The organism is Ramlibacter sp. P4_H7, assembly GCF_056400765.1.
In genome coordinates, this window is record NZ_JBFUKP010000027.1 from 29,227 (window position 1) to 49,520 (window position 20,294).

The 20,294-nt window shown below is 69.5% G+C and carries 24 protein-coding genes; 13 read left to right on the forward strand and 11 right to left on the reverse strand.

What is annotated here, in order from left to right:
• Positions 1-5 precede the first annotated feature (5 nt).
• Genes AC1DSA_RS24320 through AC1DSA_RS24330 form a run of 3 tightly spaced genes read right to left on the reverse strand, consistent with a single transcriptional unit; the run spans position 6 to position 2,532 of the window.
• Positions 6-482: a protein-tyrosine phosphatase family protein gene (locus AC1DSA_RS24320; RefSeq protein WP_477893489.1), complete on the reverse strand. Its 477-nt coding sequence runs from the start codon at positions 480-482 to the stop codon at positions 6-8.
• A gap of 11 nt (positions 483-493) precedes the next feature.
• A complete protein-coding gene (locus AC1DSA_RS24325) occupies positions 494-1,771 on the reverse strand; it encodes a c-type cytochrome (protein WP_477893491.1) in 1,278 nt (425 codons plus the stop codon).
• The gene (locus AC1DSA_RS24330) at positions 1,768-2,532 is read right to left on the reverse strand and encodes a c-type cytochrome (RefSeq protein ID WP_477893493.1); all 765 of its coding nucleotides are present in this window, start codon (positions 2,530-2,532) and stop codon (positions 1,768-1,770) included. The genes AC1DSA_RS24325 and AC1DSA_RS24330 overlap by 4 nt, the downstream gene beginning before the upstream one ends.
• A 117-nt stretch (positions 2,533-2,649) precedes the next feature.
• On the opposite strand from AC1DSA_RS24330, the gene AC1DSA_RS24335 reads away from it, so the two are divergent.
• A complete protein-coding gene (locus AC1DSA_RS24335; protein WP_477893495.1) occupies positions 2,650-2,838 on the forward strand; it encodes a hypothetical protein in 189 nt (62 codons plus the stop codon).
• Between the two features lie 9 nt (positions 2,839-2,847).
• Here the strand turns inward: AC1DSA_RS24335 and AC1DSA_RS24340 are convergent, their stop codons facing one another.
• On the reverse strand, positions 2,848-3,126 hold the full coding sequence (locus AC1DSA_RS24340) for a 2Fe-2S iron-sulfur cluster-binding protein (RefSeq protein ID WP_477893497.1): 279 nt from the start codon (positions 3,124-3,126) through the stop codon (positions 2,848-2,850).
• A 41-nt stretch (positions 3,127-3,167) separates the two neighbouring features.
• Here AC1DSA_RS24340 and AC1DSA_RS24345 point away from each other — a divergent pair, with 41 nt between their 5' ends.
• The 5 genes from AC1DSA_RS24345 (at position 3,168) to AC1DSA_RS24365 (ending at position 6,537) form a co-directional block, all read left to right on the forward strand.
• Positions 3,168-4,085: a DUF808 domain-containing protein gene (locus AC1DSA_RS24345; protein ID WP_477893499.1), complete on the forward strand. Its 918-nt coding sequence runs from the start codon at positions 3,168-3,170 to the stop codon at positions 4,083-4,085.
• 116 nt (positions 4,086-4,201) lie between these two features.
• Positions 4,202-4,372 carry a hypothetical protein gene (locus AC1DSA_RS24350; RefSeq protein WP_477893501.1) on the forward strand — a complete coding sequence of 57 codons (171 nt, stop codon included), beginning with the start codon at positions 4,202-4,204 and terminating at the stop codon, positions 4,370-4,372.
• A 100-nt stretch (positions 4,373-4,472) separates the two neighbouring features.
• Complete coding sequence (locus AC1DSA_RS24355; protein ID WP_477893503.1) at positions 4,473-5,489, forward strand: hypothetical protein; 1,017 nt, start codon at positions 4,473-4,475, stop codon at positions 5,487-5,489.
• Positions 5,490-5,789: 300 nt separating this feature from the next.
• On the forward strand, positions 5,790-6,059 hold the full coding sequence (locus AC1DSA_RS24360; protein ID WP_477893505.1) for a hypothetical protein: 270 nt from the start codon (positions 5,790-5,792) through the stop codon (positions 6,057-6,059).
• A gap of 130 nt (positions 6,060-6,189) precedes the next feature.
• Positions 6,190-6,537, forward strand: a complete 348-nt coding sequence (locus AC1DSA_RS24365; RefSeq protein WP_477893507.1) for a proteophosphoglycan ppg4 — start codon at positions 6,190-6,192, stop codon at positions 6,535-6,537.
• A 66-nt stretch (positions 6,538-6,603) separates the two neighbouring features.
• Here the strand turns inward: AC1DSA_RS24365 and AC1DSA_RS24370 are convergent, their stop codons facing one another.
• The 3 genes from AC1DSA_RS24370 to AC1DSA_RS24380 all read right to left on the reverse strand — a co-directional run bounded on the left by AC1DSA_RS24370 (position 6,604) and on the right by AC1DSA_RS24380 (position 8,502).
• Positions 6,604-7,116, reverse strand: coding sequence for a DUF4864 domain-containing protein (locus tag AC1DSA_RS24370; RefSeq protein WP_477893509.1), 513 nt, complete (start codon positions 7,114-7,116; stop codon positions 6,604-6,606).
• A gap of 9 nt (positions 7,117-7,125) precedes the next feature.
• Entirely contained in the window at positions 7,126-7,269 is a 144-nt protein-coding gene (locus AC1DSA_RS24375) for a hypothetical protein (RefSeq protein ID WP_477893511.1), read from the reverse strand.
• A 363-nt stretch (positions 7,270-7,632) separates the two neighbouring features.
• Positions 7,633-8,502, reverse strand: coding sequence for an NUDIX hydrolase (locus AC1DSA_RS24380; RefSeq protein ID WP_477893513.1), 870 nt, complete (start codon positions 8,500-8,502; stop codon positions 7,633-7,635).
• Between the two features lie 42 nt (positions 8,503-8,544).
• Between AC1DSA_RS24380 and AC1DSA_RS24385 the strand changes: the two genes are divergently transcribed.
• Complete coding sequence (locus AC1DSA_RS24385; RefSeq protein WP_477893515.1) at positions 8,545-9,597, forward strand: serine hydrolase domain-containing protein; 1,053 nt, start codon at positions 8,545-8,547, stop codon at positions 9,595-9,597.
• Positions 9,598-9,652: 55 nt separating this feature from the next.
• On the opposite strand, the gene AC1DSA_RS24390 is transcribed toward AC1DSA_RS24385, so the two are convergent.
• Entirely contained in the window at positions 9,653-10,036 is a 384-nt protein-coding gene (locus AC1DSA_RS24390; protein WP_477893517.1) for an HPF/RaiA family ribosome-associated protein, read from the reverse strand.
• 136 nt (positions 10,037-10,172) lie between these two features.
• On the opposite strand from AC1DSA_RS24390, the gene AC1DSA_RS24395 reads away from it, so the two are divergent.
• From AC1DSA_RS24395 to AC1DSA_RS24405, 3 genes are all read left to right on the forward strand, one after another.
• Positions 10,173-10,835: an alpha/beta hydrolase gene (locus AC1DSA_RS24395; RefSeq protein WP_477893519.1), complete on the forward strand. Its 663-nt coding sequence runs from the start codon at positions 10,173-10,175 to the stop codon at positions 10,833-10,835.
• Between the two features lie 85 nt (positions 10,836-10,920).
• On the forward strand, positions 10,921-11,523 hold the full coding sequence (locus tag AC1DSA_RS24400) for a YidB family protein (protein ID WP_477893521.1): 603 nt from the start codon (positions 10,921-10,923) through the stop codon (positions 11,521-11,523).
• A gap of 63 nt (positions 11,524-11,586) precedes the next feature.
• On the forward strand, positions 11,587-13,179 hold the full coding sequence (locus AC1DSA_RS24405; RefSeq protein WP_477893523.1) for a 4-hydroxyphenylacetate 3-hydroxylase family protein: 1,593 nt from the start codon (positions 11,587-11,589) through the stop codon (positions 13,177-13,179).
• A gap of 4 nt (positions 13,180-13,183) precedes the next feature.
• Here the strand turns inward: AC1DSA_RS24405 and AC1DSA_RS24410 are convergent, their stop codons facing one another.
• Both AC1DSA_RS24410 and AC1DSA_RS24415 read right to left on the reverse strand, forming a co-directional pair.
• Positions 13,184-13,657: an SRPBCC family protein gene (locus AC1DSA_RS24410; RefSeq protein ID WP_477893525.1), complete on the reverse strand. Its 474-nt coding sequence runs from the start codon at positions 13,655-13,657 to the stop codon at positions 13,184-13,186.
• A 13-nt stretch (positions 13,658-13,670) separates the two neighbouring features.
• Complete coding sequence (locus AC1DSA_RS24415; protein ID WP_477893527.1) at positions 13,671-13,988, reverse strand: hypothetical protein; 318 nt, start codon at positions 13,986-13,988, stop codon at positions 13,671-13,673.
• Positions 13,989-14,185: 197 nt separating this feature from the next.
• Between AC1DSA_RS24415 and gshA the strand changes: the two genes are divergently transcribed.
• The 3 genes from gshA to infA all read left to right on the forward strand — a co-directional run bounded on the left by gshA (position 14,186) and on the right by infA (position 17,098).
• The gene (gene gshA / locus AC1DSA_RS24420; RefSeq protein WP_477893529.1) at positions 14,186-15,739 is read left to right on the forward strand and encodes a glutamate--cysteine ligase; all 1,554 of its coding nucleotides are present in this window, start codon (positions 14,186-14,188) and stop codon (positions 15,737-15,739) included.
• Between the two features lie 121 nt (positions 15,740-15,860).
• Positions 15,861-16,448, forward strand: coding sequence for a hypothetical protein (locus AC1DSA_RS24425; RefSeq protein ID WP_477893531.1), 588 nt, complete (start codon positions 15,861-15,863; stop codon positions 16,446-16,448).
• A 386-nt stretch (positions 16,449-16,834) separates the two neighbouring features.
• A complete protein-coding gene (gene infA, locus AC1DSA_RS24430) occupies positions 16,835-17,098 on the forward strand; it encodes a translation initiation factor IF-1 (RefSeq protein ID WP_477893533.1) in 264 nt (87 codons plus the stop codon).
• 30 nt (positions 17,099-17,128) lie between these two features.
• On the opposite strand, the gene AC1DSA_RS24435 is transcribed toward infA, so the two are convergent.
• Positions 17,129-20,294, reverse strand: a 3,166-nt coding sequence (locus AC1DSA_RS24435) for a hybrid sensor histidine kinase/response regulator (protein WP_477893535.1), incomplete at its 5' end; no start/stop codon positions are given.

The window sequence follows — 20,294 nt, forward strand, 5'->3', positions numbered from 1 at the left end:
GCTGCTCAGAACCAGTGCACCAGGCCGGACTGCTCCGCGTTCTGCGGATTCGATCCTGCGTCCCGCACGCGCTGCAGCGCTTCCCCCGCGTCCAGGCCCAGCGCCTTGAGCAGGCAGGCTGCCGCCGTCCCCGTGCGGCCCAGTCCTGCCGCGCAGTGCAGCAGCACGGCGTCGCCGCCGCGCACCTGCTGCGCGATGGCGGCGATGTCGCGGCGAAAGCCCGCGGGATCCTCCGGCAGGCCGAAGTTGCGCATCGGCACGTTCATCCATCGGAACGGCAGGCCGCCGCGCGCCAGCGCCGCGTGGTATTCCGGCGAAAGCTCCGCGAGTTCGGACCGCGGTGCCAGGCACACCACGGCGTGCAGTGCTTCGCGCCGGGCTTCTTCACGGAACGCCAGCCAGGTTTCGAAGCGGCCGGGCATGGGCCCCAGCAGCACCCGGCCGGGCACGTCGTCGGGAAGGCGCAGGTTTCGCAAGGCCATGGTGTGCGCTTTTACTGGCGCGCGCTGCCGCGCTGCTGGCCCACGGACAGCTCGGAGATCGGTGCGGCCTGGTTGCCCCAGGAAGCGCGGATGTAGGTGATGACGGCGGCGACGTCGGCGTCCGACAGCGTCGTCGCGAACGGCGGCATGCCGAAGGGGCGCGGATGCGCGCGCGTGGCCGGCGGGAAGCCGCCCCTGAGCACCACCTGCACCAGGTTCTGCGTCACCGGCATGGTCACCGAGCGGTTGCCGGCGAGCGCGGGGTAGGCGCCGGAGACGCCTTTGCCCTCGTCCCCGTGGCAGGCGGCGCAGTGGTCCCCGTACAGCTTGGCCCCTCGCTCCATCACCGTGGCCGACGCGCTGGGCACCTCGCGCGGATCGGTGTCGCTGGGTTGCGGCGGCAGGCTTTTGAGGTAGACGGCCATCGCACGGAGGTCGCCGGGTTCCAGGTACTGCGTGCTGTGCATCACGACTTCCGCCATCGGGCCGACCACGGTCGCGCGCGGCGACGTGCCGGCGGACAGCAGCCGCACGATGTCCTCCACCGGCCAGCTGGCGACGCCGGCCTCGTTGGCGGCGGCCAGCGAGGGCGCGTACCAGTTCTGCATGGGGATCAGTCCGCCGGACAGGTCCAGCGCGTCGCGCATGCCGCCCAGCGCATTGCGCGTCGTGTGGCAGGCCCCGCAGTGGCCGAGGCCCTGCACGAGGTAGGCGCCGCGGTTCCACTCCGGTGTCCGCGTGCTGTCCTCCACGAACTTCTCGGGCCGGAAGTACAGCAGCCGCCACACCGCGAGTGCCGCCTGCGTGTTGTAGGGCCAGCGCAGCCGGTGCTGGCGGTTCGGCTTGTTGGCCGGCGGCAGGCTGCGCAGGTACTCGAACAGCGCGTCGGTGTCGCTGCCGGTGACGCGCGTCGTGTGCGGGTACGGGAAGACCGGGTACAGCAAGTGGCCGTCGCGCGAGCGCCCTTCGTGCAGTGCGCGACGGAAGTGCGCGGCCGACCAGGTGCCCAGCCCCGTTTCGGCGTCGGGCGTGAGGTTGCTCGCATACACGGTGCCGAAAGGCGTCTCGATCGGACGGCCTCCCGCATAGGGCGTGCCGCCGCGGTCGGTATGGCACAGCATGCAGTTGCCCGCGCGTGCGAGGTAGGCGCCGCGGGCCACCTGATCCGGCGCAGGAGGCGAACGTGGCGCGGCATCCTGGATGCGGGGAGCGCCCCAGAAGTTCACCATCCAGACCAGCGCGGCGAAGCCCGCCAGGGCCACCGCCAACAGCAGCAGCAAACGTCTCATCGTGTCGCTCCGTGCGCGGGCAGCTGCGCGGCGCCGCAGCGCATCGGCGGTGGCTCCGGTGGGGCGGGCGGCGGCGCCCGGCGGCCCTTGGGCCTGGGGACGACGGGCACTTCGGCGGACACCGGTTTCGGGTTGGCGGGCAGCGGTTCGGCGGCCAGCCAGGCGGTGACCGCGGACAGGTCTTCGGGCGCCAGGCGGCGCGCGATCTCCGCCATGCAGTCCGGCGCCAGCGCGCGCCGCTGCCCCGTTCGCCAAGCGCCCAGCTGGGCATTGAGGTAGTCGCGCGGCAGGCCCAGCAGGCCGGGAAAACTGGGTGTCACGCCGGTGAGGGCCTTGCCATGACAGCCAGCGCACGCAGGTACGCGCCGCTCGGGATCGCCCTGCATGGCGATTTCGCGCCCGCGCCGCAGCACTTCCTCCGGCGCCGTGGCCGCCTGCGGCGGGGGATAGGGCAGGTCCAGCGCCGCGAAGTGCTCGGCGATTTCGCCGAGGTAGGGATCCGACAGCGTCTCCAGAAGGCCCGCCATCAACCCATAGTGGCGGCGGCCGTCGCGAAAGTGCAGCAGCTGGTTGTACAGGTAGCCGGCCGGCTTGCCCGCAATTCGTGGGTAGTAGCCGTCGGGGCCGGCGCGGCCCTCCTTGCCATGGCAACCGGTGCAGGCCAGCGTGCGCTGCGCGATGGTGTCCTGGAAGCCGGGCACGGCGGCCCATCCGGTGGCGGCACCCGTGATGAGGAAGAAGCAGAGAAACAGGCCACGCATGGGGCGGGACTATGCCATTCCTTCGCGGGCCCGCGTTCCAGGCCGTCGGCGGCCGGAGGACATGCGCATGGCAGGCGTCCTACAGCGACCCTGCGGCCCGACTTCTATGGTGGGTCCATGAACCTCTACCGACGTTCGAGCAAGCCGAAGCCGCAGGCCGAGTCGCCGCGGTCCCGGCGCCGGTTGCCGCCCGGAGGCGAGGGCACCAATGCGGTCCAGCACCAGCCGGACCCCAGGGCGGAGCCCATCCCCGACGGAGAGCACAAGTACGTGCCGCGCAGCCCGTACCGCACGGGCAATTACTGAAGTCGGCGCTCAGTCGCCCAGCACCAGGTCCGTCACCGGGTAGGCCACGCACGGCAGCACCCAGCGGCCGTCGCGTTCCTCCGGCAGCAGTCCGGGCCAGGGAATCCGGTATTCCACCTTGCCCGCGTGCAACGCGCGCAGGCACGCACGGCAAGTGCCGTTGCGGCAAGAACTGGCCAGCGCCAGGCCGGCCTGGGCGGCGGATTGCAGCAGCGGCAGCTCGGCGGACGCGAAAAACATGAAGCCCGAGGGCCGCATCAGCACCTGGAACGGCCCCGCTTGATCCATGGCTTCATGATAATGAGCCCACAAGCACAACGAAGTCGTCCATGGCGTCCAGCCTCCTCGCTCTCCTCGATGACATCGCCTCCCTGCTGGACGATGTCTCCGTCCTCACCAAGGTCGCGGCGACGAAGACCGCCGGCGTGCTCGGGGACGATCTGGCGCTGAACGCCCAGCAGGTCTCCGGCGTGAAAGCCGAGCGCGAGCTGCCGGTGGTGTGGGCCGTGGCCAAGGGTTCGTTCATCAACAAGGCGATCCTGGTGCCGGCGGCGCTGGCGATCAGCGCGGTCGCGCCCTGGGCGGTCACGCCCCTGCTGATGCTGGGCGGCGCCTTCCTGTGTTTCGAGGCGGCAGAAAAGCTTGCGCACCGTCTCCTGCACAGCCGGGAGGAGGATGCCGCCCACGAGCAGGCGCTGAAAGATGCCATGGTCGACGAGAAGATCGACATGTGCGCCTTCGAGAAGGACAAGATCCGCGGCGCCATCCGCACCGACTTCATCCTGTCCGCGGAAATCATCGTGATCGCGCTGGGCACGGTCGCCGGCCAGGACTTCATGACGCGCGTCCTGGTGATGGTCGCCATCGCGCTGGCCATGACCGTGGGCGTCTACGGGCTCGTCGCGGGGATCGTCAAGCTGGACGACCTCGGACTGCTTCTCAGTCGCCGCACCGGAAGCGCGTCACGCGCGATCGGCAACGGCATCCTGCGCGCGGCCCCCTGGATGATGAGGGGGCTGTCGATCGCCGGAACGGCCGCGATGTTCCTGGTGGGCGGCAGCATCCTGGAACACGGCCTGCCGCCGTTGCGTCATGCGGTGGAGGAAGCGTTGGCGAATGCCGGTTCCTGGCACGTCCCGCTCGGGATGCTGGTGAACGCGCTGGTGGGCATCGTCACCGGCTCGGTGCTTGTCGCCCTGTTCGCCATGGTCCGCAAGCTGCGCGGAAAGACCGCGCTTCCTGCGTAAGGCGAGGGTCCCAGCTCAGGCGTAGGCGCGCTCCTACGCTGCCTCGCGCGCACGGCGGATAAGCAGCCCGGCACCACGCTTCAACAATGGCCCCTTCACCGAGAGGGAGAGCCGCCATGCCTGAAATGCACCCGTCCATGCCGAGCGCCGCCATCCCGCTGGGGCTGGAAGCTTCCCTGCCCGCCACGTCCGACGAGTTCGACGATGCGCTCGGTTGTGAGTGCGCGTATCCCGCCTTGCAGATCGAACGCTGGGCGCAGGAAGCGCGCGCTTCCGAGGCGAACTGACGCCCCTTGCCGGGCAGGCTCCTACAAGCGGAGCCTCGTTCGGCGCACGCGGGGCGATGCGGCCGCTGCCTAAGCTGCGACTTCCTCTGCGAGAAGTCCGATGCAAGAACACCAACCCGAACACCCCAGGACAGCGCCCTCGGAGCGGTCCGATTTCATCGACGCCGTTTGCAAGGGAGTGCTGATCGGCGCCGCCGTGCTGGTGGTGGTCGTGCCGCCGCTGCGCATGGCCAAGCACCGTGCGGCGCAGCAATCGGCGCGGGTTGCGACGGCGCCCCCGGTGGTCGCCCCGCCGCAACTGCCCGCGCCGGTAGCGCCTCCCACCGCGCCCCAGGCCGAGCCGCAAACACAGCCCTCGCCGCCGGTGGCCCAGGGCGCCGAACCCCCCGAAAATGCGCCCGCGGCCTCGGTCCGGCTCGCCGACTTCAAGGGCGAGGACCCTTCTCCCACGGCGCGGCTGGTCGCCAACTGGGTTGCCGCCACCAACGACAACAAGAAGCACGCCTTCGTCCTGGTCGACAAGAAGGACGCCCGCGTCTATGTGTTCCAACCGGACGGTTCGCTGAAGGACAGCGCACCGGCCCTCCTGGGCTCCGCGCACGGCGATGACAGTTCGCCCGGCATCGGCGAGAAACCGCTGTCGGCGGTCCGGCCGGAGGAGAAGACCACGCCCGCCGGCCGCTTCGTGGCCGAGCCGGGCAGGAACAGCAACAACGAAGACATCGTTTGGGTGGACTACGACGCGGCGGTCTCCATGCACCGCGTGCGTCCGCTGGTGGCGCGCGAGCGCCGGCTCGAGCGCCTGGCGACGCTCACCACCGACGACAACCGCATCTCCTTCGGCTGCATCAACCTCCCGGTCAGCTTCTACGAGGGCGTGCTGAGTCCCACGGTGCAGAAGTACGGCGCCATCGTGTACGTCCTGCCCGAGGTGAAGAGCCCGAAGCAGGTGTTCGGTGCGTATGACGTCACGGATCCGTCGCAGGTCGCGGCCGTCCAGAAGGAGCGTGCGCAGCGACAAGCCCTCGCGAAGCCGGATCCGGCCGCGAGGCGCGCGCAAGCTGCGGTCCAGGCCGCCGGCGGCGTGCAGAAGGTCGCGCTCCAGCCGGCGAACTGAACCAGCTCATCTTTACACCGCGCGTCTTGCGGCTGTCCCTCGGCCGACGCGCGCAGCCGGGTGGATTTGGGTGCTGGACAGCAAGGACGCGAAAGGCCGGCCGTTCGCAGTGGTCGACAAGCAGGCCGCGCATATCCACGTGTTTCACGGGGACGGGGCGCCTCGCTGGTCATTCCACCGCTCTGCTCGGCAGCGCCCTGGGCGATCACACAGTCCCCGGTGTCGGCGCCCGGGCGCAAACGGGAAGCGTACCTCCCGAGGAACGCACGACACCGGCCGGCCGCTTCGATGCGCAACCGGGTGAGAACGCCAAGGGCGAGCACGTGGCGTGGGTGCTACGCGAGCGCGTTCGCCATCCACCGCCTGCGTCCCGGCTTCGCGTACCAGGCGCGCTCGACCCGGCTGGCCACGGACCAGCCGATGGGCAAGCGGGTGTCCTGGGGCTGCGTCGTCGTGCCCGTGCAGTTCTACGAACAGGTGGTGCAAAGCGTGCTCGGCCGCTCGCACAGCGTCGTGTACGTCATGCCTGAAGCGGGACCGTTGCGCGCCGTGTTCTCGCTCCAGCATTGAGGGGTGTCGGCGTCCGTCCGACACGGGCGCGCGCATGGAACTGACGCAGCCTCAGCGAGGGCTCCTTATCTTGTGGGGACCGGCGACCCGCCGGTCACAACATCCCATGTCCTTCAAGGAGCCCTGCACGATGAACACCCCCAAGATTCTCGCCGCCGCCGTCGCCGCGGCCACCTTCAGCCTTGCCTTTGCCCAGGGCACGCCTCCGGCCCCGGCGACGGACCCAGCGGTCGGCGCGGGCCAGCGCAGCACGCAGAACACTCCCATGGGAACGACCGGCACCCCCGGCGGTGGAACCGGTGCTGCGGCGCAGGGCTCCACCGCCGGCAGCGCCGCGGCGACCAATGCGGGGAGCACGGGCGCTTCCAGCACGACGAGCTCGGGCAACACGGCCGGCTCGACCAGCTCCACCCCGATGGCGACGGACACGCCCACGACCGGCACCAAGGCCAAGGCGACCAAGGCCGACCGCAACTGAGGCGAGGCGCGATGCGCAAAGGAAAAGGCCGCGAGAGCGGCCTTTTTTCATTCCCTGGGGCGTCGCTCAAGTCATGACCTGGCGGCCCTGCGGCGTGACCAGGCAGCCGCTGATGCGCCACTGGTTGTCCTGCTGGCGGTTCAGCAGGTAGGTCAGTGTCCACGACGAACCAGCTTCGTCACTCATGCGCACTTTCTGCATCGCGATCGTGCCGTCGGTTTCCGGCTTCAGGAACAGCACGCTGGCCGGGTGCATGAGCATGGGGTACTGGTCGCGCACGGTCGCCAGGAAGGCGTCGGCGGTGCCGAACTGCGTGCGCAGGTCGTTATCGGCCAGCGCGAAGGCCTGCATCGCGTCCTGGGCCGCCAGCGCCTGCAACTGCTGTTGCACCACCTGCTGCACCACCTCGGCGGCCGCCGCGCGGCTGGGCGTGGCCTGGGGCGGGTCGGACGCGTACACCGCACCCATCAGCACGGCGGAGAACAGCAGGGCCCAGACCGCAGCCCGGTTGCGCCAGTCGTGCCATCGCGAATGCAGGCGAAACTCGTCGGGCTCGGTGGGGATGGGGAGGTGGTGCACGAAGAATCCTCAGGATCGCGCCGCGGGCGCCGCGATGCAGACGGGCTTCGCCAGCGGCGGGGCCACGGCGTCCGCGCGCGCCTTCAGTTGCATGCTGGCCGATGCCAGGGCGATGCCAGCGAGGGTGAAGAAGCGCATCATCAGCGGACTCATCCGAAGCTCCAGGGAACGATGGGTGACGTAGACCGCCAGCGTAGGACCCGGGTGCTCATGCCTCTGTAGGCAAAGGACGCCGCGCCGCGTGGGAGCCTCGACCCGCGTGCAATGGCCGAGCCGCCAATGGAAGACGGCGTCCAGGGGCGCCGCTTCGCTCCGCAAGTCGGAAGCCGCCGGGCCACTGGACAATGTTCTCGCTGATCGCCTGCGGGAGCGGTGAGTCCGATACCTGTCGTCGTAACGCGGGAGCCGGCGGGCTTTGATGAATTGGAGTCTGCGCGCCGTCCCGCAACCGCAGGCGGCGGGCCCGAGCGGATGTAGGCAGTCGTTGGCTGCGGCTGTGGGGCCGCGGGCCGGGGTTCAGTCCCCGAGCAGGATCGCGAGCCCGGCGTCAGGCTCGAAGCGTTTGTTGCGCCAGGTCAGGCGGGTTGGCCCGGGCAGCGCTTGCGCACGTTCCGAGTGCCAGGGATCCCCGGGGTAGCACAGCACGCGCAAGCCGTCGGCGTCGCGTGGTTCCGGCCGGATGCAGGGCGGCGGACGCGCATCCGCGGCGGCGAACACGCTGGCGACGCTGCGATGCCGCGCCAGGTGCGTGAGGCTCATGATCTGCGGCGGGGCGAGTTCGATCCCGCCGTCCCAGTACTGGCGCAGCGCCGCGCCCGGCGTGAGCCAGAGACTCTCGGTGGCCTCGTGCTCGTCGTGGGTGGGCTCCTGGCCCGGCGGCACGGCCGCGACGAAGAAGCGCGTGTCGAAACGCTTGCGGACCACGCTGCTGAGCGTGGGCGTGATCCAGCGTGACCACGGATGCAGCGCGCCCGCAAGGAGGCGCAATCCCAGCGGAGCGAACAGCTCGTCGAAGCCGGGTCCTTCTCGCAGCGCCGCCCAGGCCTCGCGCGCCTGCGCCGGCGTCACGTCCGCGAACAGCAGCCCGGTCTCCTCGAACACTTCGCGGATCGCGGTGACGAACAGCCCCGCGGCCTGTTCCGGCGCCAGCTCCGGCTCACCCAGCGCCGCATGCAGATCGTGGGCGCTGCGGTCCAGGCGATCCGCCCATTCCGCATCTTCGGGGTCCACCTTGCCGCCCGGGAAAACGTAGGCGCCGCCCAGCACGTCCGACTGGCCATGGCGGCGCAGCAGGAAGACCTCCAGCTCGTCCGCCGCGTCGCGCAGCAGCACCACGGTGGCCGAGGGCGCGGCAGGGCCTTCGTTGAGGACGGTGTTCAGCTCCATGCCGCGAGGCTAGCAGACGCGGCGTCCGCTTATGCTCCGTCCATGCCCGATTTCAGCGAAGCCATTGCCCATGCCCAGGCGCACGAAGTGCCCTGGCCACGCGACCCCGCGAGCGATCCTGCACACTGGGGCGTGCACCAGGCGGACCCGCCGCCGTTCAACCGCCTGCGCGGTCCGGTGCACAGCCGGGGTGGCGTGTCCGGCGTGATCCGCCTCCGCGGCGAGGAAGTCGCGGCCTGGGGCGAGCCAGACCGTGCGGACCTCACCTACAGCGTTGCCAAGACCTACCTGGCTTTGCTCGCCGGGGTCGCCCACGCGCGCGGCCTGCTGCCCGACGCCAACGCGCGCATCGCGGAGCGCCTGCCCGGCATCGGCTTCGACGATGCGCACAACCGCGAGATCACCTGGGCGCACATGCTGGAGCAGACCAGCGAGTGGCGGGGCAGCTGCTTCGGCATGCCGGACCAGGTCGAACACTATCGCCGCGTGGCCCACGATCCGAAGCCGCCGCAGGGCAAGAAGGGGGACCTGCGTCCCCTGCAGCGGCCGGGCAGCTACTGGGAATACAACGACGTGCGCATCAACCAGCTGTCGCTGGCGCTGCTGCACCTGTTCGGCCGCCCGCTGCCGGAGGTGTTCCGGGAAGCAGTGCTGGACCCGCTGGGGGGCGGCCGCGATTTCCTGTGGCAGGGCTACGACGATGCGTGGGCGGACGTTGGCGGCCTGCGCATGCAGTCCGTGCCCGGCGGAACGCATTGGGGCGGGGGCGTCTCCATCAGCGCGCGCGACCAGGCGCGCATCGGCCAGTTGCTGCTCGACGAGGGCATTCATGCCGGCGCTGCGCTGCTGCCGCGCGACTGGGTGCGCCGCATGCAGAAACCCTGCGCGATCGCGCCGTTCTACGGCTGGCTCACCTGGCTCAATCGCGACAAGGCGATGTTTGCCGATGCCTCACGCGAAAGCTGGTTCATGGTCGGCGCCGGCGGTCACTACGTCTGGATCGACCCGGCGCACCAAGCGGTGGTGGTGGTGCGCTGGATCGATCCCGCGCACAGCCCGGGCTTCGTCACCCGCGTGGCGCGCGCGCTGCGGTAGCGGGCGCCTGCCCGCAGCTTGAACGTGCAGGCGGGCGCTGCGTGCACCCGCGTCCTCAAGTCCGCGGTGGAACGAGGTCGTCGATGACCTCGGGGTCGCGACGGATGGTGTCGCGCTCGCGGTGCTCGCGTCGATCGAGCTTGCCGAACGCGTGGTCCAGCGCGTTGGCCAGCTTGTCGGCCGCGCCGCGGAACGCCAGGTTCTGGTCGGCCCCGTAATTGGTCACCGCGATCGGCGCCCGCCCATTCACGCGCGCCTCCAGCATGCAGCGCTTGTCCACGCCGCCCTTGGCCGCGTGGTTCTCGTCCGTCATCTGCACCTCGATGCTGCTGATGTCCTGGTTGAAGCGCGCCAGCTGCTCGTTGAGGAATTCGCTGGCCCAGCGTTCCAGGGTTTCCTTGTTCTCGATGTCGTTGGAGGTGTTGACTTGCACTTTCATTCGGTTTCCTTTCTGCGTCTCCCACATGCTGCGGACGGCCGGGCTGGTGGCAAGTCGGACGCCGTCCATGCTCTTGTCGGACGCCGCTGGCTCGCCGCAGGCAGGCTATGCTCGGGCGCGACAAGGAGAGCAAAGCATGCTGGACATGATCGAAGCGGAATCCGGGGACGCGCCCACCGCAACCCTCATCATCCTCCACGGCCTCGGTGCCGATGGCAATGATTTCGTTCCGATCGCCGAGGAGCTCCAGCTGGACAGCATCGGACCGGTGCGCTTCATCTTCCCGCATGCACCCGTGATGCCGGTGAGCATCAATGGTGGCTACCGCATGCGGGCCTGGTACGACATCCTCGGCTTCGACGAGGACAGTCCGCAGGACGAAGCGGGCGTGCGCCGCTCGCAGGCCCTGGTGGAAGCGATCCTGGCGCGCGAGAAGGAGCGGGGCGTCCCGGCCCACCGCATCGTGCTGGCGGGGTTCTCGCAAGGCTGCGCGATCGCCCTGTTCACCGGCTTGCGGCACGGCGAGCGGCTCGCCGGCATTGCCGGCTTGTCCGGCTACCTGCCGCTGGCGAGCACCGTTGCCGAGCATGCGGACGCCAACCGGGACGTACCGATCTTCCTCGCGCATGGCACGCACGACGAGGTATTGAGCCTCGATCGCGGCGAAGCATCGCGGGATGCGCTGCAGTCGCTGGGGTATCCAGTCGAGTGGCACGAGTACGTCATGGGCCACGCCGTCAGCCCGCTGGAGCTGGAGGAATTCAACGCCTGGCTGCTGCGGGTGCTGTCCGCGCCTTGACCGCGCGAATTCTGGACCACGGACTACACCGCTGCCGCGCTGCATCCGTACCCTCGAAGGCATCCAAGGAAAACAGGAGCTTTCGATGCAGAACAATCCCATGCTGGGGCAAGTCCTCGGCGGTCTTTTCGGTCAGGCGATGCGCCGGCGGGGTGGCATTCCGGGAGGTGGTGGCCTCGGCGGAATCGGCGGCGGCCTCGGCGGCATCGCGCTCGGCAGCGTTCTGGCCGGCATGATGCGCAACCGGAACCAGTCGCAACCAACCGAGGTGCCCGGCGCCGGTCGCCCCTATGCCAACCGCACGGCGCTGCTGGTGATGCTGTTGCCGCTGGCGATGCGCTGGGTGCAGAAGAACGGCGGCATGGGCGGCGTGCTGGACCGCTTCCGCCAGAAGGGCTTCGGGCCGCAGGCGCAGTCCTGGATCAGCACGGGCCAGAACGACGGCATCGACGAGCGCGCCGTGGAACAGGTCGTGGGGCAGGGCGAACTGCAGCAGATGGCGCAGCGCCTCGGCGTGCCGGAGCAGGAAGTCGCGCAGGCCTTCGCCGAAATCATGCCGGAGATGGTGGACAAGCTCACTCCCGAAGGACAGCTGCCCCAGCACGCGGACGAAGTGCTGGAGGACGGCCGGCAAGCGCTGGAGCAGGAAATCCAGGACGTCCAGCAGCGCGACGTGACGCACTCCTGAGCGACCCGGATGGCGCGGCGGCCAGCCGGTCGCCACAATGGCCGATCCACCAGGAGACGTGCCATGAATGCACCGGCTGCCACCGCCCCGCTCATGACGGGCGACGACTACCGCGAATCCCTGCGGCGCCTGCGCCCGCGCGTCTTCATCGACGGGCGGCGCGTGGAGGCCGTGGCGGATGAACCCATGCTGCAGCCGGGCATCAACGCCATCTCGCTGACCTACGACTACGCGCACAAGCCGGAGCTCGCGCCGCTGATGACGGCGGTGCAGCACCCGAGCGGCAAGCGCGTGAACCGGCTGGTGCACATCGACACCAGCGCCGCGGACTTGCTGAACAAGCTGGAGGCGGTGCGCCTCGTCTGCCAGGAGACCGGCTGCGCCCAGCGCTACCTGACGCACGACGCGCTCAATGCGATCGGGCAGGTGGCCGCGCGCATCGATGACGCGAGGGGTTCGGGCGAGCACACCGCACGGTTCCTCGATTACCTGCACCGCGTGCAGGACCAGGACCTGACCCTTGGCGTGGCGATGACGGACGCCAAGGGCGACCGCAGCCGCCGCCCGCACGAGCAGGCCAATCCCGACACCTACGTGCACGTGGTGGAAAGCAATGCCCGCGGCGTCGTGATCTCCGGGACCAAGGCGATCGTCACCGGCGCGCCGTACATGCACGAACTGCTGGTCATGCCCGGTCGCAACATGGGCGAAGCCGATGCGCAATTCGCCGTCTGCTGCGCCGTGCCGGTGGATGCGCCCGGACTCACCATCGCCGCGCGTCCCGCAGGCCGGCCCGGCGAGAAGGTGGAACATGGCGAGGCGCTGTTCTCGCGCAAGTACGGTCAGAGCACCGGCGTGTGCCTGTTCGACCGGGTGTTCGTTCCCTGGGATCGCGTGTTCTATGCCGGGGAGTGGGAGCACAGCGGCCACCTCACCTACAGCTATGCCACGCACCATCGGCAGACCTGCATCGCGGCGCGTGCCGGCTTCGGCGACCTGCTGATCGGCGCCGGAGCGCTCATGTGCGAGGCCAACGGCTTCGACCCGGGCGCCGAGTCGCACCTGCGGGAACAGATGGTCGAACTGATCAAGATCACCGAAGGGTTCTACGCCTGCGGCGTCGCCGCCAGCGTGTACGGCAAGCCCGATGCGCACAGCAAGACCTTCATGCCGGACCCGGTGTTCGCCAACGTCGGCAAGCTGCTGCTGGCCACGCAGATCTATGACATGCACCGCATCGCGCACTACGTGAGCGGCGGGCTGGTCGTGACGCTGCCCGGTCCCGACGAGGACCACAACCCGGAGACCGGCGCGAAGCTGGCGGACGTGCTGCAGGCCAGTCCCGAGGTGCCGTACGACAAGCGGATCCAGACGGCGCGCTTCATCGAGGACCTCACCGCCGGTTACCAGGGCGGCTGGTACAGCCTGATCAGCCTGCACGGTGGCGGTTCACCGGCCGCGATGAAGCAGGAGATCTGGCGCCACTACCCGGTGGGTTCCAAGGTGGAACTGGTGGAGCGGCCGCTGGAACGCGGTGTGCTGCACGACGCGGACCGCGCGATCACGAAGAACCGCCAGCCGGGCCAGTGCTGCGACATGGGCTGCAGCGCGCCGGGTCAACCCGTGATGGTGGACCTGCCGCAGCCGCGCAAGTAGGCGGTCAGACCTCGCCGCCGAAGGTCTTGATGAGGTTGGCGATGTACTTCTCGACCAGCTTCTCGAATTCGCCGGCGACGATGGGCTCCACCACCATCTTCATCAGGCCCGGCACCGGCACGTCCACCGTGCCATCGATCTTCAGGACGACCTTGGTGGACTTGCCCTTGTGGTCGGCGATCTTCCAGCTGCCGCCGACCAGAGCGTTGCCTATGCCCTTGACCGGGGTCCACTTGACCGTGCCCTTGGCCGCGTCGCTCGCGTACTTGCTGGCGTAGATGGTCTGGATGTTCACCTGGGCGGTGCCGACCTTCTGCATCTCCCACTGATAGACGCCGTCGCCGAGGTCCGTGAGCTTGGACACCTTGGGGAAGTGCGAGACCGATTTCGGAACATCCGAGAGCACGGCAAACACCGCGTCGTGCTTCGCCTTCACCTCGAACTCGTAGCCCAGGTCGATGTGCACGCTCACGGTCATGGCAGGTGTCCTCCTAGCGCGGCATTCTGCCAGCCAGGGCCGCCTGCGCCGCCGACACCAGGGTGGTGACTGCGCGTTCGGCGCCGCTGGCGGACAGTTCCACACCCAACGCATAGTTGCGCGCGACCACGTCGCGGAAATGGCTGGCGTTGCGGCGGGTCTCTGCGGACAGGTGCGCGCGGGACTCTGCGAAGGCGCGGTCCCAGCGCTTGCGGGCGACCTGGCCCAGGCGGTCGCTGCCGGTGCGCCAGCCGGCGATGGCGCGGTGGGCCTGGGTGTCGAAGCCCTGGACCAATTGCTGGGCGGTGCTGGCGAACTGGGTGTGTTGCATGGTGATATTTCCAGTGATTTCGGATGGAGTCATTGTCCCGATCTGGCCTAGGCCGCGAAACCTAAACTGGCCGTGCATCCTGGAGAGCTGGCTCTAGCACGGAGGCCGAAACCATGCTTGATCCCACGCAAGCAGGTTTTGCGCAAAGGTGTTAACTTCGCACGCAATCCACGAGATCCGGGCGAGACAAGATCCCCATGAGCAACCTGCAACAAGCCTTGAGCACGCTGGCGCCCGCGCGGCTGCAAGGCATCCGCCGCGGCATCGAGAAGGAAAGCCTGCGGGCCGCTCCCGATGGCGCATTGGCGATGACGCCGCATCCGGCCGCGCTGGGGTCCGCCCTCACGCATCCGAACATCACCACCGACTACAGCGAGTCCCAGCTGGAGCTCATCACGGGCGTGCACGCCAGCGTGGAACAGTGCCTGGAGGAACTGACGCAGGTCCACCAGTTCACCTACCGCGCGCTGCGCGACGAGATGCTGTGGGTCAGCAGCATGCCCTGCAAGCTGCCGGCGGACGAAAACATTCCGATCGGCCGCTACGGTTCGTCCAACGTGGGCCGCGCCAAGAGCGTCTACCGCATGGGCCTCGCGCACCGCTACGGCCGGCGCATGCAGACCATCTCGGGCATCCACTACAACTGGTCGCTGCCGGGCGTCAGCGACGCCGAGTACTTCGGCCTGATCCGCAACTTCCGCCGGCACGCCTTCCTGCTGCTGTACCTGTTCGGCGCGTCGCCGGCCGCGTGCTCCACCTTCGTGGCGGGGCGCAAGCACGAACTGCAGACGCTGTCGCCGGGCACCGTGTACATGCCCTACGGCACGTCGCTGCGCATGGGCCGCCTGGGTTACCAGAGCGATGCGCAGGCGAGCCTGGCCGTGAGCTACAACAGCCTCGAAGGCTACGCCGCGTCGCTGCACGAGGCGCTCACCAAGCCGTACCCCGCGTACGAGAAGGTCGGCATCCTGAATCCCGGCGGCGAGTACAACCAGCTCGCCACCACGCTGCTGCAGATCGAGAACGAGTTCTACGGCACCATCCGTCCCAAGCGCGTGATCCGCCCCGGCGAGCGCCCGCTGCATGCGCTGCGCGAACGCGGCGTCGAGTATGTCGAGGTGCGGCTGATGGACCTCGACCCCTTTGTGCCGATCGGCATCAAGGCGCAGACGATCCGCTTCCTCGACATCTTCCTGCTGCACTGCCTGCTGGCGGACAGCCCGGACGACACGCCGCAGGAGATCGCCGCGCTCGGCCGCAACCAGCACCGGACCGCGGCCTTCGGGCGGCAGCCGGGGCTGGCGCTGGAGCGCGACGGGCGCGAAGCCAAGCTCACGGAGTGGGGCGCGCAGATCGTTGCCGAATGCGCTCCGATCGCGGCCTTGCTCGACACCGTGCACGACACCACCGATTACGGCGATGCCCTGCGGGCCGCCGAGGCGTTGCTGGACAACCCCGACATGCTGCCTTCGGCGCGCGTGCTGTCGGCGATGGCCCGCGAACAGGACAACAGCTTCGCCGCCTTCACGCTGGCGCAGTCCGAACTGACCAAGAGCAAGCTGCTCAAGCTGCCCTACACCGGCGGACTGCACGCGCGCATGGAGACCGTCGCCAGGCAGTCGCTGGCGGACCAGGCCGCCGTCGAGGCCGCGGACACGATGCCGTTCGAGCAGTACCGCCAGCAGTACATCTCGCCGGAGCGCCTGGGCCTTACGCAGGCCGCCGTGGCGCCTGCGCTTGCCGCCGTCTGACCGCAGCGCGCGACCGTCCGGTCGTCTCATGCGGTAAACGGCTTCTTCTCCGACACGGGTCAGGTCAACGGTGGGCCGACGCTCACCGTTGGTGAAAGACCCAATCGAAGAAGGAGACGCCATGAACACGATGCACCGCGGATCGCGCCTGTTTGCCCTGCTGCTTGCGAGCAGCATCGCGGCCGCCCCTGCACTCGCGCAGCCGCCCTGGGCCGGCGGCGGCAAGGGCAACGGAAATGCCGGTGGGGAGACCAAGCAGGCGGTCGACGAGTCCGGTGGATCCGGACATGGCAAGGGCAACGGCAACAGCAAGGGTGGCAAGTCGCAAGCCAAGTCCGGCGGCGAGGGCGGCGGCAAGAGTGCGAGCACGGCTGGCAAGTCACCCAAGCCCGGAGCGTATTTCGACGACGGCAACCGCAACGCGGTGCACACGTACTACGCATCGGCCGGCCACAACGGCAAGGCGTGCCCGCCCGGGCTGGCCAAGAAGAACAACGGCTGCATGCCGCCGGGGCAGGCGAAGAAGTGGCAGGTCGGCCAACCCTTGCCGACCACGGTGGTCACCTACCCGGTGCCGCACCAGGTCCTCATCAGCCTGCCGCCGGTGCCGGTCGGCCACAAGTACGTCCAGGTGGCCGGCGACATCCTGCTGATCGCCGTCGGCTCCATGATGGTGGTGGACGGCATCAACGGCCTGTCGGGCCGCTGAGCCCGTGCCTGGGCGGCTCGCAGGCCGCGCCGCTCAGGCATCGTCCCTCCAGGAGACAGCGCCGCACTTCACCTGCCGTAGTTGGATGCGAGTGGCGGCGCCAATGGCTCAAGCAGCAAATGGTTCGCATCGCGCTCGACCTGAGCGCGCCCGAACTGCGGCCACCGGCAAGCCCGCTTACAATCGCGGAGTAGGGCTGGAGTGCGTGGTGCGCCACTGGCCCGAATGCAAACCCCGCCCCCTGCGAAGCGCAGGCGACGTGACAGCCCGGTTTGCAGGCTCCGGCCGCTTGGCCGGTTTGTATCCACCGGTTGGCGCCGCCCTGCGGAACAGGGTCGGCGAAACCGCCCGCGAAAGCGGGCGCCGGTTGTGCCAGAAGGACCTGCATGGCGAAGGAAGAACTGATCGAAATGAACGGCCGCGTGGCCGAAATCCTGCCGGACTCGCGGTACCGCGTGATCCTGGACAACGGTCACGAACTGGTGGCCTATACCGGCGGCAAGATGCGCAAGAACCACATTCGCATCATCGCCGGGGATCTGGTGAGCCTGGAACTGTCCCCCTACGACCTCACCAAGGGGCGGATCATGTTCCGCCACCTGCCCAACCGCGGCACCACCGGCGCGCCGCCGCAGCACCGCCGCCGTTGATGGCAGCAGGGCGGCTTCGGCCGCCCTTGTTCATTCCACCTGCACCGACTGCAGGTGCTCGCGGAGCCGCTCGATGTCTTCCCGCAGCGTCCCCGCATCCCCTTCCGCCGCGCGCGCCGAGATCCCGCGGCTTTGCCAGGCCGCCCACTGGAACCCGAACAGGGCCAGGCCGCCGGCCGCGCGGTGCGCGACGGTCCGCAGCTGCACGCGGTTGTCCCCTGCCAGCGCGGCCATCATGGCCTCGACCATCCGGCGGCGCGAATCCAGGAAGGCCGGGACCTCCTGCAGCAGGCCGGGATCCACCGTGACCGGCGCGTCGGGGCGTGCGGGCACCGGATGTTCGCCGGGGCGTGGCACGTCCGGGGCAAGAGGCAGCTGCTGCGGCGTCGCCGCGGCGCCGCCATCGAGTTCGCGCAGGAGCGCGAGCAAGGCTTCGCGCGTGAACGGCTTGGTGAGGTAGCGGTTGCTGCCCGCCTCCAGGCCGCGCCGGATCGAATGCGCGTCGTCGTTGGAGGACATCATCACGATGAGGCAGCCCGGCCGGCCTTCGCGCCGTTCGCGCTGGCGCAGCCAGGCCACGGTTTCCAGGCCGTTCATCACGGGCATCTCCTGGTCGATCAGCACGATGTCCGGCCAGTGCCGGGCGGCTGCCTCGATCGCCGCCAGGCCATTGCCGGCCGTGTCCACCGTGAATGGGGGCGTGGGCAGGAAGCGCATCAGCAGCAGGCGGTTGTATTCGTCGTCGTCCACCAGCAGCAGGCGGCGCGGCGCGAAGTCCGCGGCGCCCAGCGCCACCCGCGGCGCGAACACTTCGGCGGGGTGGCGTTCCGGCGGCGGCTGTTCCGAATCCAGGGCCCGCAAGGTGAGCGTGAGCACCGTGCCCGCGTCGCCGGTGCGCATCTCCAGTTCGCCGGCCTGCACCCGCGCCATCATGCGCGCGGAGTAGGTGCCCAGTCCCGTGCCGCCGTTCTTGCCGGCGGTGACGTACTTGTCGAAGAAGCGGCGGGCCAGCCCGTCCGGAACCCGGCCCGGGTTGCCCACCCGGACACGCAGCGCCTCCCCGGGCTCCAGCGCGATGTCCACCGTGCCGCCCTGCGGCGTGGCTTCGATCGCGTTCTTCACCAGGTTGCCGAGGATCGAGTAGCACAGGAGTTCCTCGGCGCGCGCATACAGCGGTTCGCCAAGCTCCGGCTGCACGCGCAAGCGGACCTGGGCCGACTGCGCGAGCCCCTGCAGGTCGACGAGCACGCGCGAAATCACCTCCACGAGGTTCACGGCCTGCGGCCGGAAATCGTAGGTGCCCAGCTCCATGCGCGAGAGGTCCAGCGACAGGTTGACCATCTCCAGCATGCGGTAGCCGGCGCGCTCCGCGATGGCCAGCAGCTTGCGGTGCTCGGCGGCCATGCCGGCGTCTTCCTGCAGCAGCCGGGCCACGCCGATGATGCTGTTCAGCGGCGTTTTCAGGTCGTGCCGCGACATGCGCTCCACGTCCTCGCGCAGCCGCGTGTTCTCCGCCAGCGCCGCGTTCTGCCGCTGCAGGCCCTCGGCCACTGCGCGATGGTCGGTGATGTCGAGGAAGGAGCAGATGTAGCGCAGCGTGCGGCCGTCGTCGGCGCGCAGGCTGATCGCCTCCGCGTGCACCCAGACCGGGCTGCCGTCCCGGCGCTGCAGCCGGTACTCGTGCGGGTTGTGCCGCGTTTCCCCGCCGCGCAGCGATCGGTCGCGCAGTTGGCCCATGAAGGCGTCCTGCACGATCGCGCGGTCGGCCGGATGGACGTGCTCGAAGAACAGGCGCCACCCCGTGGTGTCGGTGTCCGGCGGATAGCCCATGATCTCCAGCAGCCGCGGCGAATAGCGCGTGAGGTTGCGTGAGTAGTCCCAGTCCAGGATGCCCGCGTGGGTGGCGCGGACCAGCAGGTCCATCTTCTCGCGCTGCTCTGCGCCGCGCTGCTCCTCCACATTGAGCGCGCGCGCCGTCCGCCGCAGCAGCACGATCGCCGGCGTCAGCACGAAGCCGAAGAGGCCCAGGGCGGTGACGCCCGGCTGCGTGACTCCCGCATAGGACTGCAGCACGCTCGTCACCACGGCCAGCAGCAGGAAGGCCATGCCCGCCAGGGCCACCATCGTGTCGTCGCGGCGCTGGTAGGCCGCGCGGGCCATCGCGAACGTGATGTACACCCCGAGCGCCACGCCCAGGCCCTGGCCGAAGAACACGATGTGGCTGAACACGCGTGCCGGGGTCACCGCCACCACCAGGATGCCGACGACACAGGCCGCCGTGCCTGCGCGCACCACGCGGGCATGCATGGCCCGCGGGAAGATGGTGTCCAGCAGGAGCGTGAACAGCGCCATCGAGCAGAACCAGGCGGCGTATTCCAGCTTGAGGTACAGGTCCCAGGCCGTTTCGCCCCCGCTCAGCTGCAGCAGCAGGCGTTCCCCGGTCATGTCGGCGTACACGGCCTGCGCCAGGCAGAACAGGCCGAACAGCACCGGCGTCCTGTGTTTGCGGCGGGCCAGGTAGAAGAACAGCGGGGCGATACCGAGGACGAGGTAGGCGCCCAGCAGGATGGTGTCGAGAGCGAGCCGCTGCTTGGAGACGGGCGCGAGTTCGTCGATCGGACCGACCATGGGTTCGCGCACGAAGCCGCCCGAGCGGTGCGAGTAGTTTGACACGTGGACCGTGATTCGCAGAGGGCACGCGAAGGGGTCGGTCAGCGCCGCGCGCCGGCCGATCGCCGGCCGTGCCTCCGCTGCGGAAGCGCCGGGATCGCCCTGGGACACGGCGAGCTTGCCGTTGACGAACAGGCGCATGGCGGTGCGCTGCGCGGGAACGGACAGCGCCAGCCGCTCACCCACGGGGCACCGTACTTCCAGGCTGTAGCTGCCGAAGCCATCCGGCCCGGACGGCTTGCCGTCGGCGCTGATGTCGTTCCAGGAGCCGGGCACCGTTGCGAACGCGGGCAGCGTCTCGGTGCCCAAGGGGTCGCTGAAGCGTTGCCAGGCGAAACGCCATTCGCCGCGTAGCGCATGGATGTTGCTCGTGGCGCCTGGCGCCATCAGGTCGAGCACGCCCCCTTCTGCTTCGGCCTCGGAGTGCGATGCGAAGGCCGTCAGCGCCAGCAGGCTGCCGGCGACCAGCACCAGCAGCCTGCGCCAGGCGCCGCGCCCGCGTGCCGCGGCCGGCGCGCCGCGGGGA